The sequence below is a fragment of the Acaryochloris sp. CCMEE 5410 genome, from assembly GCF_000238775.2.
Classification (GTDB): Bacteria; Cyanobacteriota; Cyanobacteriia; order Thermosynechococcales; family Thermosynechococcaceae; genus Acaryochloris.
Genome location: NZ_AFEJ02000001.1, coordinates 2,913,042 through 2,935,619, shown reverse-complemented (window position 1 = coordinate 2,935,619; position 22,578 = coordinate 2,913,042). Strand labels below are relative to the sequence as shown.

The 22,578-nt window shown below is 47.2% G+C and carries 22 protein-coding genes and 1 pseudogene; 13 read left to right on the top strand and 10 right to left on the bottom strand.

The window, feature by feature from the left end:
* Window positions 1–58: 58 nt before the first annotated feature.
* Window positions 59–766, bottom strand: coding sequence for a ribose-5-phosphate isomerase RpiA (gene rpiA / locus ON05_RS13465; protein ID WP_010467701.1), 708 nt, complete (start codon window positions 764–766; stop codon window positions 59–61).
* A 315-nt stretch (window positions 767–1,081) separates the two neighbouring features.
* Between rpiA and ON05_RS13460 the strand changes: the two genes are divergently transcribed.
* Both ON05_RS13460 and ON05_RS13455 read left to right on the top strand, forming a co-directional pair.
* A complete protein-coding gene (locus ON05_RS13460) occupies window positions 1,082–1,717 on the top strand; it encodes an adenylate kinase (protein WP_262561707.1) in 636 nt (211 codons plus the stop codon).
* A gap of 223 nt (window positions 1,718–1,940) precedes the next feature.
* Window positions 1,941–3,842, top strand: coding sequence for a transketolase C-terminal domain-containing protein (locus ON05_RS13455; protein ID WP_010467703.1), 1,902 nt, complete (start codon window positions 1,941–1,943; stop codon window positions 3,840–3,842).
* A gap of 137 nt (window positions 3,843–3,979) precedes the next feature.
* Here ON05_RS13455 and ON05_RS13450 read toward each other — a convergent pair whose 3' ends face one another.
* Window positions 3,980–4,879 carry a LysR family transcriptional regulator gene (locus ON05_RS13450; protein ID WP_010467704.1) on the bottom strand — a complete coding sequence of 300 codons (900 nt, stop codon included), beginning with the start codon at window positions 4,877–4,879 and terminating at the stop codon, window positions 3,980–3,982.
* 219 nt (window positions 4,880–5,098) lie between these two features.
* On the opposite strand from ON05_RS13450, the gene ON05_RS13445 reads away from it, so the two are divergent.
* Both ON05_RS13445 and ON05_RS13440 read left to right on the top strand, forming a co-directional pair.
* Complete coding sequence (locus tag ON05_RS13445) at window positions 5,099–5,404, top strand: hypothetical protein (RefSeq protein ID WP_010467705.1); 306 nt, start codon at window positions 5,099–5,101, stop codon at window positions 5,402–5,404.
* Between the two features lie 4 nt (window positions 5,405–5,408).
* Complete coding sequence (locus ON05_RS13440; RefSeq protein WP_010467706.1) at window positions 5,409–5,789, top strand: DUF4440 domain-containing protein; 381 nt, start codon at window positions 5,409–5,411, stop codon at window positions 5,787–5,789.
* A gap of 118 nt (window positions 5,790–5,907) precedes the next feature.
* On the opposite strand, the pseudogene ON05_RS13435 reads toward ON05_RS13440, so the two are convergent.
* From ON05_RS13435 to ON05_RS13420, 3 genes and pseudogenes are all read right to left on the bottom strand, one after another.
* A pseudogene (locus ON05_RS13435) lies at window positions 5,908–6,546 on the bottom strand (transglutaminase family protein).
* Between the two features lie 347 nt (window positions 6,547–6,893).
* Window positions 6,894–7,211 (bottom strand): hypothetical protein, encoded by a 318-nt coding sequence (locus ON05_RS13425; protein WP_139025559.1) that lies wholly within the window; start codon window positions 7,209–7,211, stop codon window positions 6,894–6,896.
* Between the two features lie 592 nt (window positions 7,212–7,803).
* Entirely contained in the window at window positions 7,804–8,040 is a 237-nt protein-coding gene (locus tag ON05_RS13420; protein ID WP_010467707.1) for a hypothetical protein, read from the bottom strand.
* Window positions 8,041–8,176: 136 nt separating this feature from the next.
* Between ON05_RS13420 and ON05_RS13415 the strand changes: the two genes are divergently transcribed.
* On the top strand, window positions 8,177–8,716 hold the full coding sequence (locus tag ON05_RS13415) for a GNAT family N-acetyltransferase (RefSeq protein WP_010467708.1): 540 nt from the start codon (window positions 8,177–8,179) through the stop codon (window positions 8,714–8,716).
* A 118-nt stretch (window positions 8,717–8,834) separates the two neighbouring features.
* Here the strand turns inward: ON05_RS13415 and ON05_RS13410 are convergent, their stop codons facing one another.
* A complete protein-coding gene (locus ON05_RS13410; protein WP_010467709.1) occupies window positions 8,835–9,341 on the bottom strand; it encodes a 3'-5' exonuclease in 507 nt (168 codons plus the stop codon).
* A gap of 319 nt (window positions 9,342–9,660) precedes the next feature.
* Here ON05_RS13410 and ON05_RS13405 point away from each other — a divergent pair, with 319 nt between their 5' ends.
* Window positions 9,661–10,005 (top strand): hypothetical protein, encoded by a 345-nt coding sequence (locus ON05_RS13405; RefSeq protein WP_010467710.1) that lies wholly within the window; start codon window positions 9,661–9,663, stop codon window positions 10,003–10,005.
* Between the two features lie 204 nt (window positions 10,006–10,209).
* On the opposite strand, the gene ON05_RS13400 is transcribed toward ON05_RS13405, so the two are convergent.
* Window positions 10,210–11,004, bottom strand: coding sequence for a hypothetical protein (locus tag ON05_RS13400; RefSeq protein WP_010467711.1), 795 nt, complete (start codon window positions 11,002–11,004; stop codon window positions 10,210–10,212).
* A 159-nt stretch (window positions 11,005–11,163) separates the two neighbouring features.
* On the opposite strand from ON05_RS13400, the gene ON05_RS13395 reads away from it, so the two are divergent.
* The 5 genes from ON05_RS13395 to ON05_RS13375 all read left to right on the top strand — a co-directional run bounded on the left by ON05_RS13395 (window position 11,164) and on the right by ON05_RS13375 (window position 15,339).
* A complete protein-coding gene (locus ON05_RS13395) occupies window positions 11,164–11,775 on the top strand; it encodes a hypothetical protein (protein WP_010467712.1) in 612 nt (203 codons plus the stop codon).
* A gap of 138 nt (window positions 11,776–11,913) precedes the next feature.
* Window positions 11,914–12,924 (top strand): NAD(P)H-binding protein, encoded by a 1,011-nt coding sequence (locus ON05_RS13390; protein WP_010467713.1) that lies wholly within the window; start codon window positions 11,914–11,916, stop codon window positions 12,922–12,924.
* A gap of 13 nt (window positions 12,925–12,937) precedes the next feature.
* Window positions 12,938–13,603 carry a bifunctional 2-polyprenyl-6-hydroxyphenol methylase/3-demethylubiquinol 3-O-methyltransferase UbiG gene (locus tag ON05_RS13385; RefSeq protein ID WP_039778444.1) on the top strand — a complete coding sequence of 222 codons (666 nt, stop codon included), beginning with the start codon at window positions 12,938–12,940 and terminating at the stop codon, window positions 13,601–13,603.
* Window positions 13,604–13,714: 111 nt separating this feature from the next.
* Complete coding sequence (locus tag ON05_RS13380) at window positions 13,715–14,530, top strand: hypothetical protein (protein ID WP_139025560.1); 816 nt, start codon at window positions 13,715–13,717, stop codon at window positions 14,528–14,530.
* A 98-nt stretch (window positions 14,531–14,628) separates the two neighbouring features.
* Window positions 14,629–15,339: a Uma2 family endonuclease gene (locus ON05_RS13375; RefSeq protein ID WP_010467716.1), complete on the top strand. Its 711-nt coding sequence runs from the start codon at window positions 14,629–14,631 to the stop codon at window positions 15,337–15,339.
* 43 nt (window positions 15,340–15,382) lie between these two features.
* Here the strand turns inward: ON05_RS13375 and ON05_RS13370 are convergent, their stop codons facing one another.
* The 3 genes from ON05_RS13370 to ON05_RS13360 all read right to left on the bottom strand — a co-directional run bounded on the left by ON05_RS13370 (window position 15,383) and on the right by ON05_RS13360 (window position 20,029).
* Complete coding sequence (locus tag ON05_RS13370) at window positions 15,383–18,595, bottom strand: glycoside hydrolase family 15 protein (RefSeq protein WP_010467717.1); 3,213 nt, start codon at window positions 18,593–18,595, stop codon at window positions 15,383–15,385.
* A gap of 218 nt (window positions 18,596–18,813) precedes the next feature.
* The gene (locus ON05_RS13365) at window positions 18,814–19,206 is read right to left on the bottom strand and encodes a hypothetical protein (protein WP_010467718.1); all 393 of its coding nucleotides are present in this window, start codon (window positions 19,204–19,206) and stop codon (window positions 18,814–18,816) included.
* A 199-nt stretch (window positions 19,207–19,405) separates the two neighbouring features.
* Window positions 19,406–20,029, bottom strand: coding sequence for a MarR family winged helix-turn-helix transcriptional regulator (locus ON05_RS13360; RefSeq protein WP_010467719.1), 624 nt, complete (start codon window positions 20,027–20,029; stop codon window positions 19,406–19,408).
* A gap of 140 nt (window positions 20,030–20,169) precedes the next feature.
* On the opposite strand from ON05_RS13360, the gene ON05_RS13355 reads away from it, so the two are divergent.
* Window positions 20,170–20,646 carry a hypothetical protein gene (locus tag ON05_RS13355; RefSeq protein WP_010467720.1) on the top strand — a complete coding sequence of 159 codons (477 nt, stop codon included), beginning with the start codon at window positions 20,170–20,172 and terminating at the stop codon, window positions 20,644–20,646.
* A 330-nt stretch (window positions 20,647–20,976) separates the two neighbouring features.
* Window positions 20,977–22,467, top strand: coding sequence for a Rieske 2Fe-2S domain-containing protein (locus ON05_RS13350; protein ID WP_010467721.1), 1,491 nt, complete (start codon window positions 20,977–20,979; stop codon window positions 22,465–22,467).
* The last annotated feature ends 111 nt before the right edge of the window (window positions 22,468–22,578 follow it).

Sequence of the window (22,578 nt, the reverse complement as noted above, 5' to 3'; positions counted from 1 at the left end):
CGGAGGTGAAGTGATCAGAAGGAAGTATCACCCATACTTCCTTGATAACAATGGGCGATTACATCTCACGGACGATGGGATTACCGTCTTTAATCTCACCGATTAAAACAATGTCAGTCATGCCCACGAAGATGCCGTTTTCTAGCACGCCGGGAATGTTGTTGATGGTTTTCTCCAGTTCGGGGGGATTGGGAATATCGCTAAAGGTCACGTCCAGCACCATATTGCCCTGGTCGGTAATCACAGGACCGTCTTTTTTGACGCCTATGCGCAGTTCCGGCTTGCCGCCGAGTTTTTCTAATGCCTGCATCACGGGTGCGATCGCCATCGGCAATACCTCCACAGGCACTGGGAAGGTAGACCCTAATTTATCGACAATTTTGGATTGATCGACCACCACAATAAACTGCTCGGCCAGGGAATCGACGACCTTCTCGCGGGTATGGGCCGCGCCACCGCCTTTAATCAAATTTTTCTGGGGATCGACTTCGTCTGCGCCATCGATACCGATATGGATCCGATCCACTTCATCCAAGGTGGTTAAGGGGATGCCATACTGCTTAGCCAATACAGACGCTTGAAACGAGGTGGGAATGCCCTTGATATCCGTTAATTCACCGGACTTAATCCGATCCCCCAAGAACTGAATGGCAAATGCCGTGGTGGACCCTGTTCCTAACCCAATAATGGAGCCAGACTGAACCCGATCTGCTGCGGCTTTGCCCACCTGTTGTTTCATTAACTTAACGGGATCAACTGCGCTCATACTGAACCTCCAAAAAAAGCTGCTTGCGAAAACTGACGATTTCTAGCATGACCCAAAGCGGTCCCTCTGCCTAGCCCATTTCCCTCTGAGAGTCGCCGTTAAGACCCCTCAGACGCATATTTAACTCAGTTCACTGCTTCTGAGACGGGGGATGGATCGGATTCAGTGTATAGTAAGGGGGATGTTACAGAAAAAGCTTTATTCTCCTGATTAAGTCAAGGTTATAAGCTCTTGTGGATCTTCTGCTGTTCTCCATCTAGAGTGGCGCTGACATCAAAAAAGCTTCTCGTTCCCATGACATATTGAGCTGGATAAGTGAGTCTTCTCCTCTTATCCACGGCGCTGTTCAGAACATTTTCGATTGTCCTGTCACTTCTCCCTATCCCTATGCGACTTGTTCTTCTTGGCCCACCGGGTTCTGGTAAAAGTACCCAAGCAGCAGCTTTGGCTGCTCGCTGGCAGATTCCTAGCCTGTCTACGGGGGATTTGCTGCGGGATGCGATCTCAGCCCAATCTGACCTAGGCAAACAAGCCCAAACCCATGTCGAGACAGGAGAATTGGTGCCCGATGATCTCATCGTTGACCTGATGCGAGACAGCTTTGGCACGCCTGCCACCCAGCAGGGCTGGATCTTGGATGGGTTCCCTCGCAATTTGGTCCAGTCCCAAGCTCTGGATACCCTACTGCAAATTATGGGACAACCCTACGGGCAGGTGGTGTACTTTGATGCTCCTGAAGATCTCCTGGTGGAGCGGATGCTAAAGCGCGGTCGCCAGGATGATAGCGAAGATCTGATTCGACAGCGTTTGCAGGTTTACCTCCATCAAACCGTCCCCTTAATTGACTTTTATCGACGCCGCCAGTGTTTGGTGGAGATTGATGGCAGTCGCCCGGAGTCTGAGATTACGGATGCGATCTCAGAGGTAATTCAGCCTTTAGCCAACGTTTAGGCCATGACCTAGTACAATAGGTAAAAATACTTAACTAATGGCTGCCGAACGAAGAGATGATTCGTTCAGTCTTGCCGCCCAATGCTCCTGAGGTTGAGATCATCTTGAGATGACCTCAGATCGAGGTATAGAAAAACGCCTGGAGCAATAAAGACAAAATGGTACGATAGCCAGGCTAGCCCGTTATAACTCTTCACATTGACCCATTTAAGGAACAGCTTCTATGACAACATTCCCGATTGATTTAAAGGCCTATACGCCGCTGACCCTGGACGCTAGCAATCCCACCCTCACCCCAGAGCAACGGGAGACCCTCAAAGCGAATATTCAGCTTTGCCGTGATGCCATTGTCTTTTTTACCGCCACAGGTGCAGCCCGAGGTGTGGGTGGACATACCGGTGGACCTTACGACACGGTTCCCGAAGTGATGATTTTGGATGCCCTCTTTCGGGGCAGTGCCGACAAGTATGTTCCTATCTTTTTTGATGAAGCTGGACACCGAGTCGCGACGCAATACTTGATGTCCACCCTCGAAGGCTCTCTACCTGCCGAGCAGTTGATGAACTATCGGGGTGCTAACTCCACCTTGCCCGGTCACCCCGAACTGGGTCTCACGCCTGGGGTTAAATTTAGCTCCGGCCGTTTGGGACATATGTGGCCCTATGTGAATGGCGTTGCCCTCGCAAATCCTGGTAAAACAGCGTTCTGTCTAGGGTCTGATGGTTCCCAGCAAGAAGGCAATGACGCGGAAGCAGCTCGTCTAGCCGTTGCCCAGCAGATTAACGTCAAGCTGCTGATTGATGATAATGACATCACCATTGCCGGTAGCCCTTCTGATTATCTACCTGGGTTTAGCGTCAAAAAGACCTTAGAAGGTCATGGCCTCAAAGTTCTAGAAGGCGATGGTGAAGATATTGATGGGCTCTACGCTCGCATTTGTGAAGCGATTAACACCCCCGGTCCCGTGGCCGTGATTAACAAGCGGGCCATGTGTGTGGGTATCGACGGCCTGGAAGGATCTAACCACGGTCATGACGTGATCTCTGTGGATGCCGCCCTTAAGTATCTAGAAGCTCGCGGTCATTCTGATGCGGTTTCCAATCTGAAGAGCGTGGTTAAGCCTAGCCAGGACTATACATTCCTCGGGGCTTCTGAGAAGTATGACTCTAACCGGAATGTCTTTGGGGATGCAGTGGTAGAAGTCCTCAGTAGCATGAGCGAAGCCGACCGTAAGGCTAAGGTGCTGGTTGTCGATAGCGACCTGGAAGGCTCCTGTGGTCTCCATAAGATTCGGGCTGCCAATCCCGAAATCTTTATCAGTGGCGGGATTCAAGAGCGGGGCAACCTGTCTGCGGCAGCTGGTTTCGGCATGGCCGCAGGCAAGCAGGGCATCTTCGCTACCTTTAGCGCCTTTTTGGAGATGTGTATCTCTGAAATCACCATGGCTCGCTTGAACAAGTCCAACTTGCTCTGTCACTTCTCCCATGCGGGCATTGACGATATGGCCGATAACACCTGCCACTTCGGGATTAACAATATGTTTGCCGATAATGGCTTGGATGACGGTTATGAGACTCGGCTCTATTTCCCTGCCGATGCCAACCAAATGAAGGCCTGTGTAAAGTCGGTCTTTGACAACCCTGGTCTGCGGTTTATCTTCTCCACGCGGTCTAAGGTGCCCCTCCTGACAGATACCAATGGTGGTGAACTGTATGCAGGCAACTACACCTTTACCCCTGGCAAGGACGAAGTGGTACGGGAAGGGACTGCGGGCTATATTGTCAGCTTTGGTGAAGCCCTCTATCGGTCTTTGGATGCGGTTGAGCGTCTGAAGAAGGAAGGCATTGATGTGGGTCTAATCAACAAGTCCACCCTCAATGTGGTAGACGAGGACATGATGAAAAAGCTTGGTGCAGCTCCTTTTGTGGTGGTGGTTGAATCCTTTAACCGCCGGACTGGATTAGGTAGCCGTTTCGGTTCTTGGCTTCTGGAGCGGGGACTCTCTCCTAAATTTGCTTACTTAGGCACCCATGAAGAAGGCTGTGGGGGTCTTTGGGAGCAATTCCCTCATCAGGGTATTGACCCCGTTGGCATTATGAAGACCGTCAAGTCTCTCGCTAGCTAAGCTTAATTTGATTAACTCTTGAAATATCTCCCTGACTGATGTTGGGGAGATATTTTTTTATTCTTGCCGATATCAGCGATGAGTAATCGAAGAGACCGATCTTGGTTTTGAACCAACAAGGTCAGGGTTCAATCGATCTATTCTGCCGTCCTCGCTAGATCAATAAATGCTTTTAATCGCTTGGGCACATGGCGTTTCGTCAAATAGTTAATGGTGTACCGGGGCAATGACGGAATGTATTGATCAAATAGCGTGACTAACTCCCCAGAAGCAATGAAAGGTTCGGCAGGCTTGCGATAAACATAGGCCAGTCCTAGCCCAGCTTTAGCAAAATGGAGCATCGACACCAAATCGTTGACAATCATGCGTGACTGGGGCGAGACTGTGTAATTCTTTTTACTTTTACCGTCCACAAATGACCACGGGGCTAGCCGATCTGTACTGCCAAAGCCGAAGCGTATGCCGTCATGGTCTATAAGGTCCGTCGGCTTTTTGGGGCTGCCTTTGCGATCTAGATAGGAGGGAGAAGCGACCAGGGTCATATCTAGTTTTGGTCCAATTTCAATAGAAAAAGAACCTTTCTGCACTAACGTTTGTGAGCGAATTGCTGCGTCAACGCCTGAGGCGACCAGATCGACTTTTTGATCCTCATACATGACTTCAAGATTGACGGCTGGATAGGTCGCACAATATTCCGCGATTAATTCATCGAGAAAGAAGGGGGAGCTGCTACGCGGTGCTGAAAGACGTAATGTGCCAGCAATAGTGTTTTGATCGTCGCTTACGTCATCCAGGGCACTGGCTAAATCAGTTAGAGCAGGCAGGCTTCTTTCAAACAACTGTTTGCCTGCATAGGTCAGAGATATTTTTCGGGTGGTGCGCTCAATCAAGCGGACACCCAAACGTTTTTCAAGTCGTTGGATCGTTTCACTGACTGACCCAACTCCAAGATTCAAATTGGCGGCAGCAGCACGAAAACCTTGCACCCGTGCAACTTCTGCAAACACCGAGATATCATTGAGACTGGCATTTTTCATTGTTCATTTAATTGAGCAATCTGTTTTTTATATTTCTATTTACAGTAACAATAAACTTGCCTATATTTGAGTGGTCGGGGTTAATAAAGTACGCAGATAGGACTCCGGCCTTGAGAGATCCGCGAGCTTTGTTTAATTTTTGGAGGCAGCTGTAAAGAGCAACCTCAAAAAATTAGATAAGGCCAGATTTAACGTGTCCCCATTTATAGAGAGGCGACTATGGCTGAGATAACCGAGATTTTTGTGTTGAAGATGAAAGATCCTCAGCGCGCAGCTGCCATTAGAGAGCGGGCGCGGGCGGACTTCACCGCTCTTGAGGGGGTTACCTCGTGGAAAACCTATGTGACCACATCCCCTGATCGGCCCACGCTCTTTGCGGAAATATATACGTTCCCCAATGAAGAGACCGCGAAACGCGTCACGCCACAATTTGCTGAACGAGAGCTAACCCAAGCGTTTTTGGCCGAAGTTGAAGAAACCCTAGTCGGCCAATATTTTACTGAATATTTACCTACTGGGGCATAGAACGATGAATGATATTGAAAAGCTCAAAGCTGCCCTCGACGAATGGAATGCAGCCTTAGATGGCGGTGATATTGAAAGACTGGTGGCAACATGTGACCCAGACCTAATTATTTGTAATGAACATCAGCCAACGTCGATTGGTCTCCAGGCTCTGCGTGATAAGTATGCGCCACGCTTAGAAGCGCTCACGTTTAAGTCTGACGTTGAAATTGACGACATCAAAATATTTGGTGATTTTGCAATTATGGTTACCCACTTTGATGTGAAGACGATGAATAAAGCAACGGGAGAACCAGGCGGAGGAGCAGGTCGTTTAGTGATTGGTTACCGTCGTGATGGTAAGGGTGATTGGAAAATGGCACTAGACGTTGATAATAACGACTAATCTTTTAGATTGTGAGCAATAGCTGGATTAAATTCGTTTGATAATGCTTTTATTGGTAAATTTGGACTAAATAAGGCTAAAAAGGATTAAATTCTGTTGTTGCTCCTCCGAAAGTACGTTAGGTATCATTCTTGGTTTCTAGCCCATATTGCTTTGTAGATTCCAAGGGAATGTCTGGAAGGCTGCGGAGCATGTCATCCCAAGTGGGGTGCGATGACCGAAGGTCGGTCGAAGACCATCGCAACGCCGATACAACCATAGGCAATGGCTCAGCCAGCACGGCTGGAAAGTCTGCTTCTCCTGCAAACTGCAGGCGATAGGCTAACCGTTCTTGGGGTGGCATAAATTGGGCATCGACGCCTGGTTTGTTGCCTCTAGCATCGACGCGATACCATCCGATATTTGGTAAATAAATGGCATTAAACCCATGCAAACTATAGGGTGCGCCTTGATCGTCAATACTGAGTCGTTGGTAACAAAAGCCTGCGGGGATGTGATTGGCTCGGGGCAGTGCGGCTAATAGATGACTTTTGGCAAAGCAGTAGCCTGTTTTGTGTTTGAGAACGTCAGAGGCGCGGCAGGTTACGGGATTCATCTGATAGTCAGAACTGTGGCAAATCTAATCGCGGACCCATTCGAAGGATTGTTTGGCGATCTCACTCAATGATTCACAGCCTGATGCCAATTGATGAGCTAGTTCAACAATGTCAGGATGGTGCCAGTCAATCACCTCACTGGCTTTGAGATATTGCTCCATCTCAATGGTTACCATTCCTTACCTCTCACTGTATTCAGGTAAGTTCAATCTAACGTCACAACCAAAACGGCGTTGCTCAATAGCGAGATGATTGAAATTTTATCCATGCCTTAAACCCCATGCACAACAAAGATTGCAAGATATAGCAATATTCAAAATCATCCCGTCATTGAGCAACGCCCGATGTTTTGAAACTATTCCAACCGTTAGAGAATTCGTTGACTGTTTATTCTTCACCAAAACAACTCTAGAAGAATTAAATCTCCTAGAGTTGCTGGTGTTCAAGCTAATCAATGACATTATCGATAAATCTCAGGCTTGAAGTTGCTATCAATTAGCATCACTGGTTAGAAATGATGTCCGCCATGATGGACTCGATATTTTTTCCAGTGGCAGTGTCGCTTGAACTTCACGATTTTACGGCCATGGCGATAGAAGACGACTGGGCGCTTGAAGCAGACCCACTTTCGGCGCCAACGCCAGCGTACTCGACGAACTCTATGTCTTTTTCGCCATCGAGAAGCCACTAGTGAGCTTTCAACTTGCTCAGAAGTTTCAGGCTGTTGTTCAACCGATATAGAGAAGGCATTTGCTTGAGGGATAGCGAGTGCAGTTGTGGTTGCTGCCATTACACCTAGCAGGGTAACTTTAATTGGCTTTAGCATGATGGATTCCTCCAACAGAAATCAAATTTAGAACGTTGACTGATTGATTAGAGATTGTCCAGATGAAGCCTTCTTAATACCTCTATTTCTTGTTAATAGAGAACCGATAAACTTGTTTTCAATCTGTTTTCTTCTCTTCTCATAATTTATCGGAAAAGCCTTTCTTCTTATCTAATCTGGATCACACTAGAAACGTGATACTTCCTATTTTTAGACGTGATCCTTGGCAGAAATGCGGCTTGAGAAATCCCTGTAAAGCTTTCAGTAAAAAGCTTTTGGTTTTTTATCCCCCCCTGTCTCTGAGGTGTGTCTCTATCTTTTTTATATGCCTAGGCCGGTATTTTTAATATAAGAATGAGCTATATCTAATTTTTTAAGAACTCATATATATTGCCTTTGTGGGCTAAAAATAAGATAAGGAAATATTGCCCCATTAGCTTTTTTGTAGATTTTATATACAAGGAACCAATGTTGATTGTAGATATGAGATCAGCACTCTATCACCTAAAAAATCTAAGCTTGTTTCAATAACCTGGATAAAAAGCAGGTTGATTCTACCCCATGGAGAAGTCATCGATGCCCCCTCACTGATCTACCGTGCGCGTATTACAGGATGCGTTTGGTATTGAGGTTTATGGTGAATCTGATCGTAGACTTGTTGGCAGATATTTTTTGCGATGTTCTTTGATCGGCCTACAGGCAGAGCCTGGGCTTCACTAACAGCCATCGCACTCAATGCTTTATATCCTGATGTCAATTGATGGGCCAGTACAACAATGCCAGGATAATGCCAGTCAAAAACCACACTGGCTTGGAGAGATTGCCCCATATTAACGGTTACCTTTCCTATCTCTCACTGCGTTTTGATAAGTTCAATCTAACGCCGCACTTACAAAAATATCGGTGCAAAAGAGTGATGCTCAATTCTCCGATCATTGCAAAGTTAGCAATATGACGTTTATTGTATGGACGATAACCCAGTCATAGAGACAAGCATCAGTACGCGGGTGCTTACACCTGCTGATGTTAAAGCATATCGTTCAGTACGCCTACGTGCATTGCATGAACGGCCTCCTGCTTTTGGTTCACTTCCCGAAACGGAACCCGATCTTGCTGAAACTGCAGTGCGATTGGCTGAGAGTATGGATCGTTGCTTTTTTGGTGCCTTTCAAGTCAAGCGGCTCATTGGCATTATCCGGTTGTCTCGCTACGAAGCCATCAATGAAAAACATCGTGCCTATCTGGCGGGTCTCTATGTCCTGCCTGAATTCCGCAAACGTGGCTGTGGCAGAGTGCTGGTGAGTCAAGCATTACATCGGGCAACGATGACTGCTGGCGTTAGGCGAGTCAACTTAACGGTTGTCACTCAACAAAAAAATGCCATTCGACTTTACCAATCTTTTGGCTTTCGTATCTACGGTACAGAACACGAAACTTTTATCAAAGATGGGAAATATTATGATGAGTACTTGATGACTTTGGAACTGAATGCTAACCCTTTATGAGGTTTAACCCATCAACCGCTACGTTGGTCTCTCGATGCAGATTATGACAAGGACCAACAGCAAAATGTCTGAGATTCCGGAATGGTGCTGACCACTTTCAATTAGCAGGTACAAGTATTTACTCTTGTCGTGCTGCAATCACAATTTTGGCGCAGGCTTCGGCATCCGAAAGAGCCTGATGATGCTGTAAGGGGATATCTAAGAAATCACATACATTAGGCAATTTTGTCGGTCGGATATTCCATACCTCCCGAGCAAGCTTGACAGTGCAGAGAAAAGGCAGGGGCATGGGGTCTAGTTCGGCTGCCTGACAGCAAGCATTAAGCACAGAGCGATCAAAATTAGCATTGTGGGCGGCGACAAAGTCACTGCCTGCAAATTTGGGTTGGAGATTCGGCCACAGTTCAGCAAAGGTGGGATGGTGTTTTACGTCAGACCAGGTAAGTCCGTGGATATAGGTGAATTGGAATCTTTGGCGTGGCGGGCGAATCAGAAAGTGGGACCGATCAACAATCTGGTCATTTTCTACCCGGATGACGCCAATGGCACAAGCGCTATCTCTTTGGTAATCTGCTGTTTCAAAGTCAATGGCGACAAAGTTACCTGATGATGCCTCTTTTCTCATTGCGGTAGGAGATCTGTGACAATCATCTCATTGTAAAGAAGCTTCCTGATTTAACCCAAGTCAAATCAATGCTAGGAAGATTTAGCTATAAACAAAGAAATTCTCAAAGACTTCTGGCGTAAAAAATACTAAATTCGAATATTTTCAACCATAAACACAAAATTCAAGGTAACTGGCCGATAATATTCTCACTTCGGAATTATATGGGTGATATTCGAAGAAATCTTACGTTGGGAATTATACGAATAGGGCCGGATAACACTTAATCTCGGAGTTATTATGCCTTGCCCAATAAATTAATAGTGAGGTATCTAAGAATATGTTTACCCAATTGAATAAGTCGTCTGCGCTAGTCATTGGGGCAATGTTTCTCCTACCTGCATGCAGTGCTGTTGACAACCTAATGGGCACGTTCGAGAAATTCGCGGAATTAGAGCGCGCTATCAACGCTGAACTTAGTGTTGATTCAAAAGTAAGTGGGAATTGGAGCAATGGTGCCTTCACGAATGTCAACGTTATCATTCCCGCTAATGAGATCTCTGAGAAAAATGTTGACGAACTGACTAGCACCATTCAACCGCTCGTAGTGCAGATGTTCGAGTCCGAGCCCGAAACTCTTTATGTCACGCTGAGTGTCACCACTTCTCAGAAATCTAAAAAATAGGTCAGCGACTGGAATGTATTGTAAGGATCACCAAGCGCATTCTTGAAAACTCGTGGTGTCCACTCGTCCACTAAACTATGTTTCAGCAAGCCCTAGATACATAATCTGTTTTGGACATCGACGTATGTTGCTACATCTCGGCTTAACTCAACACTAGTTCTTGGCCGATACATATCATGACTAATAAATTCATGAATTTATGTTCTACCGCTTCCCGTTGAGCTTGGAGTAAGCCCCTAAATACTCATCTTGAGGATTCAGAGAAAACCATAACCACTTCAATAGTCTCCAAATAACGCTTGAATAAAGAAATGAACGTCTTCTGTCTCTCGTTCGTTTACGTTCTAGCTCAAAATAAGTTTCAGCTCTCATATCTTGGACTAGTTCTAGCCCCAAGTCACGAGAAACTTGTTCACGCAAGTCTAATAGTGCTTGAAACATCATATTCTCTGATGTATTCTCAAAATATTTTATAAGGTCTCGTGGTTGCCATAGGAAGGCAAAAGAGATAGCAAATGAAGGCATATTTGTAACTGCTACAGACCATTGCTTTTCTAAACTAAAAGATATGCTACAGAACATAGGAAAATCTTCATGCTGACCCAGCTCTGCGAAGCAAAATTTTTGAGGATGAGCAAATAGCCTTGCTATAACCCGATGAGATAGAACCCTGTAATCAGTGAGGTATACAAAACCTAACTTCTCCAACTCGGAAGTGTCGTCATTCAGTTTATCTTGGTTGAATCCCTTCCAATCCTCAGGTTGTGCAGGAACAAACTTCGGGGAACGGAATGTTAGTGATAGAAAGAGCAACTTAAGGACAACTTCTAGTAATAAAACTTGAGGCAATACCAGCAGAATGAGTTGAACAATGAGATGTGGGACACCAATTGCAGTTAAAGTTGAGTCAATCCAGGGGGAAATGGATCGGCGAAGCTGATCCCAGACGGTATAAGCAAAAATAGCTGCTATCACCGCTACTAGCTGTTGTTTTCGCATGTTTAATTGTTGGGATTGAAGAGAAAGTAGTAGCGTACTTAGTCTTCCCCAAAAATTTTTTGCTTTAGCTGTCGGTTCAAGTCTGGAAGCTTAACACCTTGTTTATAATTCCGTTGTCAGATCCATAAAATCATTTCTTGCCTGAAGAGCTTTTCACTAATGCCATCACTGACAGATGCTTTGAAGCAAATTGAGGCTTATTCCAAATGTGATCAATCATTTTGGCGTCCCCAACTCAGCATTCAAGATATTGACGTCATTCTCCAAAATTATCCGTTCAAGCTTACCGAAGAAGTATATGAGCTTTACCGCTGGCATAACGGCACATTACCAATATTTAGAGAAGATGATATGACATCAGAGATCGCTTTCGATTTTGGGTATCACTTAGCTGAATTAATTGGTGATATTACTTTTTTACCGCTTGAAGAGGCAATATTTTGGTGGCAAGCCCGTGATGATTACCATGCCAGTTTTGTCCCATATGAGCCATCTAATATATTTCCCCTCTTCTTTTGTGACTTCGGGCAAATTGTCGTCTTAGGAAGTACGATTCAACAGAAATTCTCTCCTGTCTATCGTGTGACTGATCTAGATGTTTCTCAAATTCATGAGCCGCTTTATCCCAGCATTACGAACATGATGTTGGCTATTGCTGAAATCATCGAATCAAGAGCAAAATTTTGGAACTCTGGAATATGCAACCTCCTCATCTATGACATGGGTTGTAGACCAATAGATCAAAAATATGGTCGTGGAAAATCTCAGTAGCATTTCTCTTAGCGAAAGCTTGGTGATCTTGTGCCTGTCTTGTGTTTTAGTTTTCTGTTCGTGCTTATGAAACTATTGGTTAGAAGCTGCTAACTGATAGGCTACGAATAGAGTCCTATAACACAGCATTGATTACCTATGACTGACGCCAGCACTTCGGAGACACGTCGCATTTTGGTATTGGGCGGCACCGGTACGATTGGGCGAGCTACCGTCGCCGCATTGGTAAAGCGCGGTTACGAAGTTGTTTGTATTGCTCGGCCAAAGGCAGGGGTTGGGGGGCAGCTCACCCAAGAAAAAACGGCCCAACTTTTGCAAGGTACTGAAGTATGTTTCGGTGATGTCAAAGATCCAAAATTCCTGGCTGAGCAAGTGTTCCAGGATCAACCATTTTATGGAGTGGTATCCTGCTTGGCCTCCCGGACGGGAGAGCCAGATGATACCTGGGCCATTGACTATCAAGCCCATATGGACGTTCTCTCCTTGGCAAAAGAATCTGGGGTAAAGCAGATGGTGTTGTTGTCCGCTATCTGCGTGCAAAAGCCCCGCCTTGCGTTTCAGCATGCCAAACTTGCCTTCGAAAAAGCCCTGAGAGAATCCGGGCTAATCTATTCCATTGTCCGACCCACCGCCTACTTTAAATCCCTAGCGGGGCAGGTGGCTAAGATTCAGAACGGGAAGCCATTTTATCTGTTTGGCGATGGCAAATTGACCGCTTGCAAACCGATCAGCGATCCAGATCTGGCAGCCTACATCGTGGATTGTCTTGAAGATGCTTCACTGCAGAACAAAATTTTGCCTATCGGTGGGCCTGGACCCGCCCTTACGCCTTTGGAACAGGGAGAATACCTGTTTAAATTGCTGGATTGCCCACCCCGGTTCAAAAGCGTACCGCCTGGATTCTTGAGTGCGATCGCAACATTATTAGGCGGGATTGCCAAGATTGTGCCGAGTTTGGCAGCCAAAGCAGAGCTAGCGCGAATAGGCCATTACTATGCCACAGAATCAATGCTAGTATTCGATGCCGAAACTGGGCGTTATGATGCGGACGCCACACCTGAAACCGGTAAAGATACTTTATTCGAGTATTATCAGCGCCTCGTTGACGGTAGCGAAGAAGCAGAGCGGGGCGACTTTGCCGTCTTCTAAGTTGCTGCCCATCATGTCTCGTCACCGTGCCCAACAATTAGCGTCAGAGTTTCTGGCCCGTTCAGATGCCAAAGGATGGTTTGAGGCCCTCTATGCAGAAGCTGGAGATGTTTATTCTGCAGTGCCTTGGGCTGATTTAGCTCCCAATCCTAACTTAGTCGAGTGGAGCATTTCCCAGGAATTAAAGGGGGCAGGTAAAACGGCCCTGGTCATCGGTTGTGGTTATGGGGATGATGCTGAGTTTTTGGCCGAGCTAGGGTTTGAGGTTGTGGCCTTTGATGTTTCACCGACTGCGATCGCACAGTGCAACCAACGCTTCCCTAATTCACCCGTGTCCTACCAGGTTGCAGACTTGCTCAATCCTTCAGCTACTTGGTCTCCAGGGTTTGACTTTGTTCTGGAAGCCTACACTTTGCAAGTTCTTCCCCCGGCGTTGCGCGCTGCTGCCATCTCAAACATCAGCCGCTTGATAGCGCCCCTAGGGCAGCTATTAGTGATTGCCAGGGGGCGTGAAGAAACAGATCCCCCTGGTAGAATGCCTTATCCCCTGACTCGAAAGGAATTAGCCTCATTTGAAGCGTTGGGTTTGAGTAACCAATCCTTTGAGGATTACCTCGATAATGAGAGTCCTCCTGTCCGCAGATTTCGGGCCTTATATACAGCTGTGAGTACAGCCTAAATAGGGTCTTATAGATCGACCACTGGAAGCTGTTGAACTGGGTGCATCTGTGGTTATAGGCAAGTAAAATTGCCAAGAATGCCTCATTCCCAAATAGCGTGGAGTCAGAAGGTGGGATCAACGTTTTTACTGCACAAACCAGTCATTTACGGGAGCGCCTTGGCCAATGCTCTATTCTTAATCGTCCTGCTCTTCCACATCATCTCTGCAGTAATTGCTCCTATTTCTGGAATTGTGGCTTTCATCGCCCATAAGGGCAGTAAATTACACCTACGGTCTGGACGATTTTTCTCCTGGTCGATGGTCGTCGTCTCGTTGTCTGGTATTGGTCTGGAGATCGTTCGACTCAGCTTGTTCGTGGAAGAAAATCACACCAAATATGCAGGGTATAGCATGCCCACCACTTATCCAGCCCGTCTGGCGTTCATATTTTCCGGGGTCTGTGTTCTTTACATCGTGCGAGAGGTGACCCCACCCCGGATATTTAGTCGACCGTCTAGACAGCAAGCTGCTGAAGTCGTCCCTCGTTTGCTAGTTGGCACCGGGCTATCCCTCACCGCCATTATCACGTTGCGACTCAACCCGTGGACTGGGGCCTTGTGGATGATCTGGACGTTTATCCTCATTGTGATCATCATGGCCCAATCCCCTTCTTCCTCGATAAATCACCGCGAGGCAGATGTGGCACGCCATCGAGTGGGAATGAGCTGCTTAGCAGGATATAGCTGGTGGGGAGCTTTGCAGGGATTTGGACCCGCTATCGCCATCCTGATCAATGGCGATGATCTCTCGACCACAGCATATGTAGGTAACCAGCCGGGTTCTTTTTCACTAACATTTGTTCTCTTTTTCGTAGCTTGGGCACCCTTCTTTATCCTGGCAGCATATTTGATTCGCCGCTTTCAAAAACTACGTCATGCCGAGTGACCTACCACAATGGATTGGCGAGATAAGTCAGTAACGATAGCTCCTGGTCCTCAGAATAGGTAACGATACAATAGAAACCAGGCTCAGAACTCTGGATAATGACACCTTTAACTCAGCCCCAATCCCTTAGTGATCAAGCACCGGTTTTGCCCCTAGAAAATGGCGATCACCTCACCCGTGACGAGTTCGAACGTCGCTACCACGCCATGCCTCATCAAAAAAAAGCTGAATTAATCGAAGGAGTTGTATATTTGCCTTCACCTCTGCGGTTTGAACCCCATGCTGAACCCCATGGCAACCTGATGACATGGCTGGGATTCTATAAAGCAATGACACCCGGTGTGAGAATGGGAGACAATCCCACTGTGCGACTCGATTTAGATAATGAGCCTCAACCCGATGCGGTACTCCTCATCGATACTTTAGTCGGCGGGCAATGTCAGATAAGTAAGGATGGTTATCTAGAAGGCGCTCCAGAGCTAGTGGCAGAAGTCGCAGCCAGTACAGCAGCCTATGATTCCTACGATAAGAAAGTAGCCTACCGACGAAATGGCGTTCAAGAATATATCATCTGGCAGGTCTTAGATCAGAAGCTGGAGTGGTTTAGCCTGCAAAGAGGGGAATATCTGTCTTTGCCAATGGATGAAACAGGTGTGATTCGTTCTCAGGTGTTTCCTAGCTTATGGTTATCCGTTTCGGGTTTGCTCGCTGGAGAGATGGCTCAGGTGTTGTCAATCGTGCAGCAAGGATTAGCCACGACCGAACATCAAGCATTTGTTGCTTCTCTTGCAGAACGTCAAGGTTCATAGCACGTCAGTAAACGCCCCATCCAGCATCGCCTAGGAAGTCCTTTTACACTGCTACTGGTTGACTCACTTCCACTAAGAAACGGAGAGCCATCAAGACATAGGGACCACTTTGCTGAGACGGCATTTTATAGAACGCTTGCCAAGCCTTCGCTTTATCCTCGTCATAAGCAGCCACCCGTTCAGGATGAGCATCCCACCAGGCCAGCCGCACCGCATGACCAATAATCACATCCAACACGACATGGTCAGCAAACTGTAGATCGGGATTGGCCTCCACGACGTGAGCTAGCTCCAGCAGCGCTTCCACATTGAGTTGCCGATACTCTGGGGCTGGAATCTTATTCAGCAGATGCTCAATCATCAGGGCAAAATTGGTTTCCCCTTCCGTCATCTCCGACAGTAGATGTTCGCTATCCAGACGGTTCCGGCGATCCAGCTTTTCACCAATCACAATACCGTGGGTATGTTTCAAGAGACGCCAAACTTTGATATAGAACTCTCTCGGCACTCGGTTAAGCGACCCTTCCACCTGACGCTTCACCAGCCAGTCTTCTGGTTCAGACTCATGCACTAGCGGGATAGGCTGAGTCAGGCCCCAATTGACCTCACCCGTGCAGTGGGCAATATGCAATGACTCCTGCTGATGCAGACTCTTATGGACCTGATCGTAGGCTGATAGAACCTGGCGTAAACGGGATTTGAGATCGTAGGGACTGAGTTGGGTTAGCCGTTCATAGGCTTCATCTTGGGTAATCTGTTGCTCACGGGCCAGTTCACTGGTTAGCAACAAAATCAGATAGCCAATTCTCAGGGTCAGTAAGCCTTTGACTAACAGCGGTTCGGACTTAGTTAACAGGTCGAGATAGATCAAAATCTCTTGGGTAAGGACGCGATCGCGCTCATCTTCCCGACAGAATTCATTGATCCGAGCCACAATCTCCTGGGCAGGTAGAGGCATATTGATTAAAGAATGCTCGTTGTAGGAGCGTCCGACCAGGATTTGTTTCTGATGGGCCAACAGGTTGGTAACCGCATCGGACAAACTAATATCCACCATATTGAGGAGCCCTGCGGCTCGCCGCACAATCGACCAATGTTCTGCTTGGGCTGCATTCAGATAGACCTCAGTCAAGAGAATGCGGAGGGATATGGTTTGATCGGCTTCCCAACCAATATCGTCATCCAAAGATCGCTGATGAATCAGCAGGTGCAGCACTTCGACCTGCTCATATAAATTCTCTGACTGCTTGAGGGTGTGCAGTAACGTATCAATAGGCTGATTTAGCTCCAAGGTCTGCTCTTGCAGATGCGTTAGTGGATGACATTGCTCTGCGCTAAACGATAGGTACTGAGTCAGGGCCTGATCGCCATAATCCTGGGAGGGCGGCGTTTGCTCTAGCCCGACGATATCAATAACCGCACTATGGTTGATAAAGTCGCTTAAAACTCCCACCTGAATCTGTCCCGCAACAGGTGACGCTCCAGAAGCTAAGGATTGCAGCAATTCAATCAATGGAGCCTGCCCCATTTTGATCATGCGATGGGTCAGGAGTAGCGTCAGAGTCGGGTGTTGACTTGCGATCCAGTAGCGTTGAATATAAGCCAACTCACTTTGAATTTGCGAGATCAGGAAGTGAATATCTAGGGTGAGGTAAAACTCGCGATTATCGATAAAGGACGGCAAAAAGACCATGGTTTCCCCGGCAACCCGATAGAGATGGGAGGTCATTAATGTCCGCATCCGCTTATGGGGGCGGCCTGAAAGGCCCAGCTTCGGATTCTGACCCAGCTGATGGTAAATATTGGTCAAATCATGGGCGGGTCGAACCTGTAGCGGGGCTATTTCTTCTAGGGTTTCTGCGGTCACGCCTGCTGCAGCTAAGGTTGCTTGCAAGGCTTGATCTTCTGCGAGTAAGGCCACCTGCAGAGTTTCCGTTCCCATCTTGGTTGCTTGGGTGTGATGGTGGCGTCCCAGTGGATCAATATCATCTAGCGTAATTAACCCTTCATCTACCAGTTGTCCCAACAGGTATAAACTCTGAGCCCAGACGAGGGGAATATTTTGATTGGGTACTCGGTCTTGGCTATGGGGCTCCGCTTTTTCGGCTTCTACTCGGCCTCCCGGGACAATATATAGTTCTGGCAATAGTGACCAGCCATCCTGCTCCACGCCCAATGCTTGTAGTCGAGTTCTGTAGAAGGTGGTTTGATCGGTATCCCCACGGAAGAGGCTATCTAGGAATAAATAGGTGAAGAAGAGCGGCCATTCACTTTCAATATTTTCAAACTGCTTCAGTTCCCAGGTTTCATAGTGCAGGCGGGTATGGTCTTCGAGGATAGTTTGGTGGCCGTCTCGCAAAAAGCGTTTACAGCCATATCGGCCTTGCAGTTTATCGATGATTTTGGTGCGGGTTCGGTCTACGAGGGTGCGATCGCACACCGCGAACGCCGGGAATCCAATCACACTTAAAACCGCAGCATCTACCTCTTTCGACTTAGATTCCCGTGGCAATAGGGCCGCCAACTTCATTTCAGTGCGGGCAATCTCATCTGCCATCACATGGATGACTGCAGCCGAACCGCCCCGCTCTCCCATAATATTCAGGCCATTCATCGCTTCTAGGGCAGCTTTAGCCATGCCGACTGAACTAGCATTAATCTCAGCCGTTCCCGTATTAATTTTGTTGCCCCGTTCCCAAATCCCATAGTCTGGCGTTCGATAAGCGCGGGAAATGTAGTAGACCAGATTTTGCACAAAATGGACTTCATCCAAACTGTAGATAATCAAAAGACCTGAAGCGGTCATCTGAGCCACCATCAATAGAAACAAAGAGGTGGCGTCAATTTGTAAATGGCCCCAGGCATCATCGTCAACAACCACATCTCCGGTGGGGGTATCGTACTTAGCATGGAGCGCATCCAGAGGCGCTTGGGTATGCTTAAAAGTCTCTACTTTATGGGCTTGCCGCATCATCGCTCGTAGCAGCCCTCGCATCAGTCGGACAACGCTTTGCTCTAGCAATAAGGTCCGGGATGGATCAGACTGATCCTGGCGATACGCTAAGGCCAATCCCCAAACCGCCAGAATGCTATAGACGTTGTCGCGTACCCAGGCATCGGTATAGTCTCCATGGATATTGACCGCCGTGCTGGCGGGTAAGAGACCACTGACTGGATGCTGCCGCGACAAAATCATGGCATTGAGCTGTCGGTAATAATGATCCAGCCGATCGGACTGAGAAGAAGTCATATCCATGGGTGATGCAGCCTAAAACAAATTGCTAATTCTAGCGGTGAATTGGCAACGACTTTTTTAGGATTCCCATGGATAGAAAGCGCTACACTTTACCGAAATAAAATACGGCTTTTATGTCCACAAGATTTGCAGCTCAATCAGCAGAACAGAACCTTTGGGTGTTCCTATCCACTGACAGAAATAAATCATTACACCAGCGGTTAACAATAGATCAGAATTTAGAGCCATCCCCAGGCACTTTGCGTTAGCAGTCCAGATGGATCCATTTCTCTGTCCACTTCGGGGCTTGGATGCGGATCTAAAACCTTGATGGCACGATCAAGATTAGGGTTGGTTTCCAACTGCTTAGCAATATGCAGGATCCCTTTCCCCACAATCACATTCGCCTCACCTATACTGGTTACACTTTCTAGTCGCCGATGCATTGCTGTAAATTCTTCGCGAAGTAGGCTGACGTATGGAGAGTCTGGCAGGACCTGAGTGATTTGAGCAACTTCAGCTCGAACCTGAGAGGTACTTAATTTGGACTGAACCGGCGCGATTTGAGACGCCCCTCTCAAAGGGACGATGGTTGCTGAAGCGTCTTCAAGCTCAGGTAACACCAACGCCATCAGTGGCACGGAATAACAGCCAACACACATTGATTAATCGAATTAAGGGTCATGTCTTGATTTTACCAGGAGAGTATTGGGATTTTTTCCAGGCCATGTAAGCGCTTTCCCAGGCAGAGCGAATGGTAGGCCCTTACTACTTGCCCGCAAAATAGTCCGCCCTGATGGCCCACCTATACCCATGCTGATACCTAAACCTTCAAACCCCTACATCTTCTGGTAGCTGGTCAGGGCAATCAATGCGTAAATCTCTATCACCAAATGGAGCATCGACAAAGCCACAGTGATGGGGGTGTTGACTGTCTGGATACTGATTAGGATGAAAAAACTGACAGGTCAAGCACATCCGAGAAACAGTGATGTATCCTTCTGCTTGCAAACTTCGGATGATCTTGATTAACCCTTTGAGAAAAATCTCTTGCTCAAATTCAGTCAGATCATCAATGGCAGACAGCAAAAAATCAGACCACCCCATCACTTGTTCTGCTTGCTGAATCCCCTGGGCCGATAAAGTAATCGAGATGGCTCTAGCATCTTCTTTAGAGCGTTGCTTATCGACCAGACCCTTTTTACTTAAAACGGCCACCGCATCGCTGGCGGTGGGAGAGGTAATTCCCAAAATATCAGCCACCTCCGATAGTCGCATGCCAACGGGTTGGCGATCTCGCAGTAGGGTCAAGATTTTGCCCTGGGTGGGTGTCAGTCCTTGCAGGTTAGCATCGTGCCACGCCTGACTTTTGAGCACCATACTAATTTTTTCTAGCCCGATGCCCAACCGTTGGCGTAGGGGTGTATCTGTTGCATCCTGTGAAGTCTTTGCCATAGATACCTTCACCTCCTTGAAGCAATCCCAGACTCTTAAATTCTAAAACGCTCGTGAGAGAACGGCGATGAGATTTTTTTGACAGAATGATCGACCATGGTTAATATTTAGGAGTCCTAAGCTTAGGAGTCCTAAATATAATGCAGGCCACATTTCAACAACACCTTCAACTCGATGCTCCAACTGTCGAAAGCCTTCTCCCACTCAGTCTAGAAGACTTTCTGGCCCTCCCCGCAGTCACCGAATTATTGGGAAGCCTAAATGCAGGATTGCTCCGTGAAACCTTACCGACGGCTGGACAAATCTTGGCCAAGCAACTTCCTCCGTTTTACGACTGGCTCAAGCAAGAGTTAGGGGTTGATCGGGTGCCTGATAGTCCCGATCATGCAACCAAGTGGGTTGTGGCATTTCTAAATAATCAGGAAAGTCTCACTCACCTAGTGGAGCTGCATAGCCCCATACCCGAAAAAGCGTTACAACGCTCTATTCCTCGCTTGGTTTCAGCGTTTGATGGTGTTGAAGACGATAATGTACGTCTCGAATGGCAAAAAACGGTTGCTGCCCTTTGCCTCGTGCTTGCGGTTGGAGCCCATGAAACTGCCTCAGTTATGAATTAAAGCCTGAAGCAAGGTTGTTAGATTTACTGCTTAGTTTGAGGGAGCAGGGACAGAAGATCTCTTGCATAATTGATGAAAGTAAAATGCCTGATATAGAGAGCTAAAATTCTTCCATATCAGGCATTTTTCGCAGGGTGCAGTGCTAGGTGGCGGAGTCTAAGGAGTAATGCATAAAAGCTGGGAAAGTCACTGACATCTGATTAGTGATATTTTTTCTAAGGAAGGGTTGGTTAGAACTCTGCCATCAGATATAGCCTTCGCCTGCCTTATGTAATAGAACCACACAGTCTTCCAAGCACGTTCTCAACAAAAGTGGAGCAATGGTGCCTTATGACTACAGACATTGACCTCAATCCAGACAATCTAGAGGGTTTAGAATTACAACCTACCGCAGAAGGGCAACCCTTCAATTGGCTAAAGCAGTGGTATCCGGTTAGCCCCTTAAGCTATCTTGATGACTCCTGTCCTACCCCCATCACCTTGCTCGGTAAAAATCTGGTGATCTGGCAACATCAGGGTCAGTGGATTGCAATGGATGATGTTTGTCCCCATAAACTGACGCAATTATCCCTAGGCAAGGTTCAAGCGGATGGCACCCTTGTCTGCCGTCAACATGGTTGGTGTTTTGATCAGAAGGGACAGTGTGTCCAGAATCCGATGCTGCCTGCTCAGTTAGATCAGCCAGCCGCTTATCACAATGTTAGATCTCATGTAACTACCTATCCGACCCAGGTTGAACAAGGATTGCTTTGGATTTGGCCAGATCGTAACGACCGAGCCTTTGCAGACTGTCAGCAAAAGCAGCCCGCAACACTGCCTAAAACGAGTCCGAAGTGGAATAAGACTGATTGGCACATGATAGAGGTTCCTTTAGGCTACACTGTTTCGATTGAAAACAGCTTTGACCCTGTACATGCCCAATTTCTGCATGAAGGGATCGGCACTTTTTCACCTGCGAACGCCATTCCTATGAAGGGTTTCGAACTCCTAGGTGAGCTATCTGCAGAGGAAGGTTTTGTTCTGAGTCACAAAGGGTATAACACCTTCAACCGAGAGATGGAGGCAACTCGAACATTCCGTCCTCCTTGTGCCAACATCACCCAGTACTACCTGCCAACGGGTGGCGTCCAAACCTTTCAACTCTATTTTGTCCCAACGGCACCAGGACATTGTCGATACATTATGAAGTTCGTGATGGACTTAGAATTCCCAGCACGTCCATTGAGTCTAATACAGTGGATGAACAAAAAAATGCTAGGGTTACTGCCCGAGTATGTGCAGGTTGGACTACAACATTTGGGAACTTACAAACTCAATGACCAGGATATTACAGCTATGTATGCCCAAGAACGGAATGAGGCTGTTATTGATATGGGTCGTAGACGTTCTCCCTTCCTTCCTTCTCCTGCTGATCAGGGAACTTTGACCTTAAAAAACTGGCTCAATCGATTTGGGAGTGGTGGTCCTGAACCTAATTCTCTCTACGCAGAAAGAGTGGAGAGCCGTAGTAATGAGCAACTCTATGACCGCTGGCATCGCCATACTAAACTTTGTCCTAGCTGTCGCCGTTCTGTAGAGTGGATTGCAGAAGTTCAGCGGATGTGCCATTTTATGACAACTATGATGGCAATTCTGGGGGGAATCATGCTTTTACTGCCACTCACCACCCGCCCCAGTCTAGGATGTTTTGCAATTGCAATTCTGAGTCTACTGGGACATCAGGGACTCACAAAATTTCACTCGCATTTCATGAGTAGTATTCCTGGGCAAGGAATACCAAGCGTAAGACTCTGGCCCACTGGAAGTGCTCGAAATCTGTAGTTTTGGGCAGACCCTATGGGACTGCAAATCCAATTATGCAAGAGGTCTATTGCAATTGCTGTTTACCTCTCTGATTTTGATAGTCGCTTAGGGAAGCCTCAGAGATGAAGA

Excerpts from the sequence above, each read along its gene's own strand:
- rpiA (WP_010467701.1), bottom strand. The coding sequence starts at position 766 with ATGAGCGCAGTTGATCCCGTTAAGTTAATGAAACAACAGGTGGGCAAA.
- ON05_RS13455 (WP_010467703.1), top strand. The coding sequence starts at position 1,941 with ATGACAACATTCCCGATTGATTTAAAGGCCTATACGCCGCTGACCCTG.
- ON05_RS13450 (WP_010467704.1), bottom strand. The coding sequence starts at position 4,879 with ATGAAAAATGCCAGTCTCAATGATATCTCGGTGTTTGCAGAAGTTGCA.
- ON05_RS13445 (WP_010467705.1), top strand. The coding sequence starts at position 5,099 with ATGGCTGAGATAACCGAGATTTTTGTGTTGAAGATGAAAGATCCTCAG.
- ON05_RS13440 (WP_010467706.1), top strand. The coding sequence starts at position 5,409 with ATGAATGATATTGAAAAGCTCAAAGCTGCCCTCGACGAATGGAATGCA.
- ON05_RS13425 (WP_139025559.1), bottom strand. The coding sequence starts at position 7,211 with ATGCTAAAGCCAATTAAAGTTACCCTGCTAGGTGTAATGGCAGCAACC.
- ON05_RS13420 (WP_010467707.1), bottom strand. The coding sequence starts at position 8,040 with ATGGGGCAATCTCTCCAAGCCAGTGTGGTTTTTGACTGGCATTATCCT.
- ON05_RS13415 (WP_010467708.1), top strand. The coding sequence starts at position 8,177 with ATGGACGATAACCCAGTCATAGAGACAAGCATCAGTACGCGGGTGCTT.
- ON05_RS13410 (WP_010467709.1), bottom strand. The coding sequence starts at position 9,341 with ATGAGAAAAGAGGCATCATCAGGTAACTTTGTCGCCATTGACTTTGAA.
- ON05_RS13405 (WP_010467710.1), top strand. The coding sequence starts at position 9,661 with ATGTTTACCCAATTGAATAAGTCGTCTGCGCTAGTCATTGGGGCAATG.
- ON05_RS13400 (WP_010467711.1), bottom strand. The coding sequence starts at position 11,004 with ATGCGAAAACAACAGCTAGTAGCGGTGATAGCAGCTATTTTTGCTTAT.
- ON05_RS13395 (WP_010467712.1), top strand. The coding sequence starts at position 11,164 with ATGCCATCACTGACAGATGCTTTGAAGCAAATTGAGGCTTATTCCAAA.
- ON05_RS13390 (WP_010467713.1), top strand. The coding sequence starts at position 11,914 with ATGACTGACGCCAGCACTTCGGAGACACGTCGCATTTTGGTATTGGGC.
- ON05_RS13385 (WP_039778444.1), top strand. The coding sequence starts at position 12,938 with ATGTCTCGTCACCGTGCCCAACAATTAGCGTCAGAGTTTCTGGCCCGT.
- ON05_RS13375 (WP_010467716.1), top strand. The coding sequence starts at position 14,629 with ATGACACCTTTAACTCAGCCCCAATCCCTTAGTGATCAAGCACCGGTT.
- ON05_RS13370 (WP_010467717.1), bottom strand. The coding sequence starts at position 18,595 with ATGGATATGACTTCTTCTCAGTCCGATCGGCTGGATCATTATTACCGA.
- ON05_RS13365 (WP_010467718.1), bottom strand. The coding sequence starts at position 19,206 with ATGGCGTTGGTGTTACCTGAGCTTGAAGACGCTTCAGCAACCATCGTC.
- ON05_RS13360 (WP_010467719.1), bottom strand. The coding sequence starts at position 20,029 with ATGGCAAAGACTTCACAGGATGCAACAGATACACCCCTACGCCAACGG.
- ON05_RS13355 (WP_010467720.1), top strand. The coding sequence starts at position 20,170 with ATGCAGGCCACATTTCAACAACACCTTCAACTCGATGCTCCAACTGTC.
- ON05_RS13350 (WP_010467721.1), top strand. The coding sequence starts at position 20,977 with ATGACTACAGACATTGACCTCAATCCAGACAATCTAGAGGGTTTAGAA.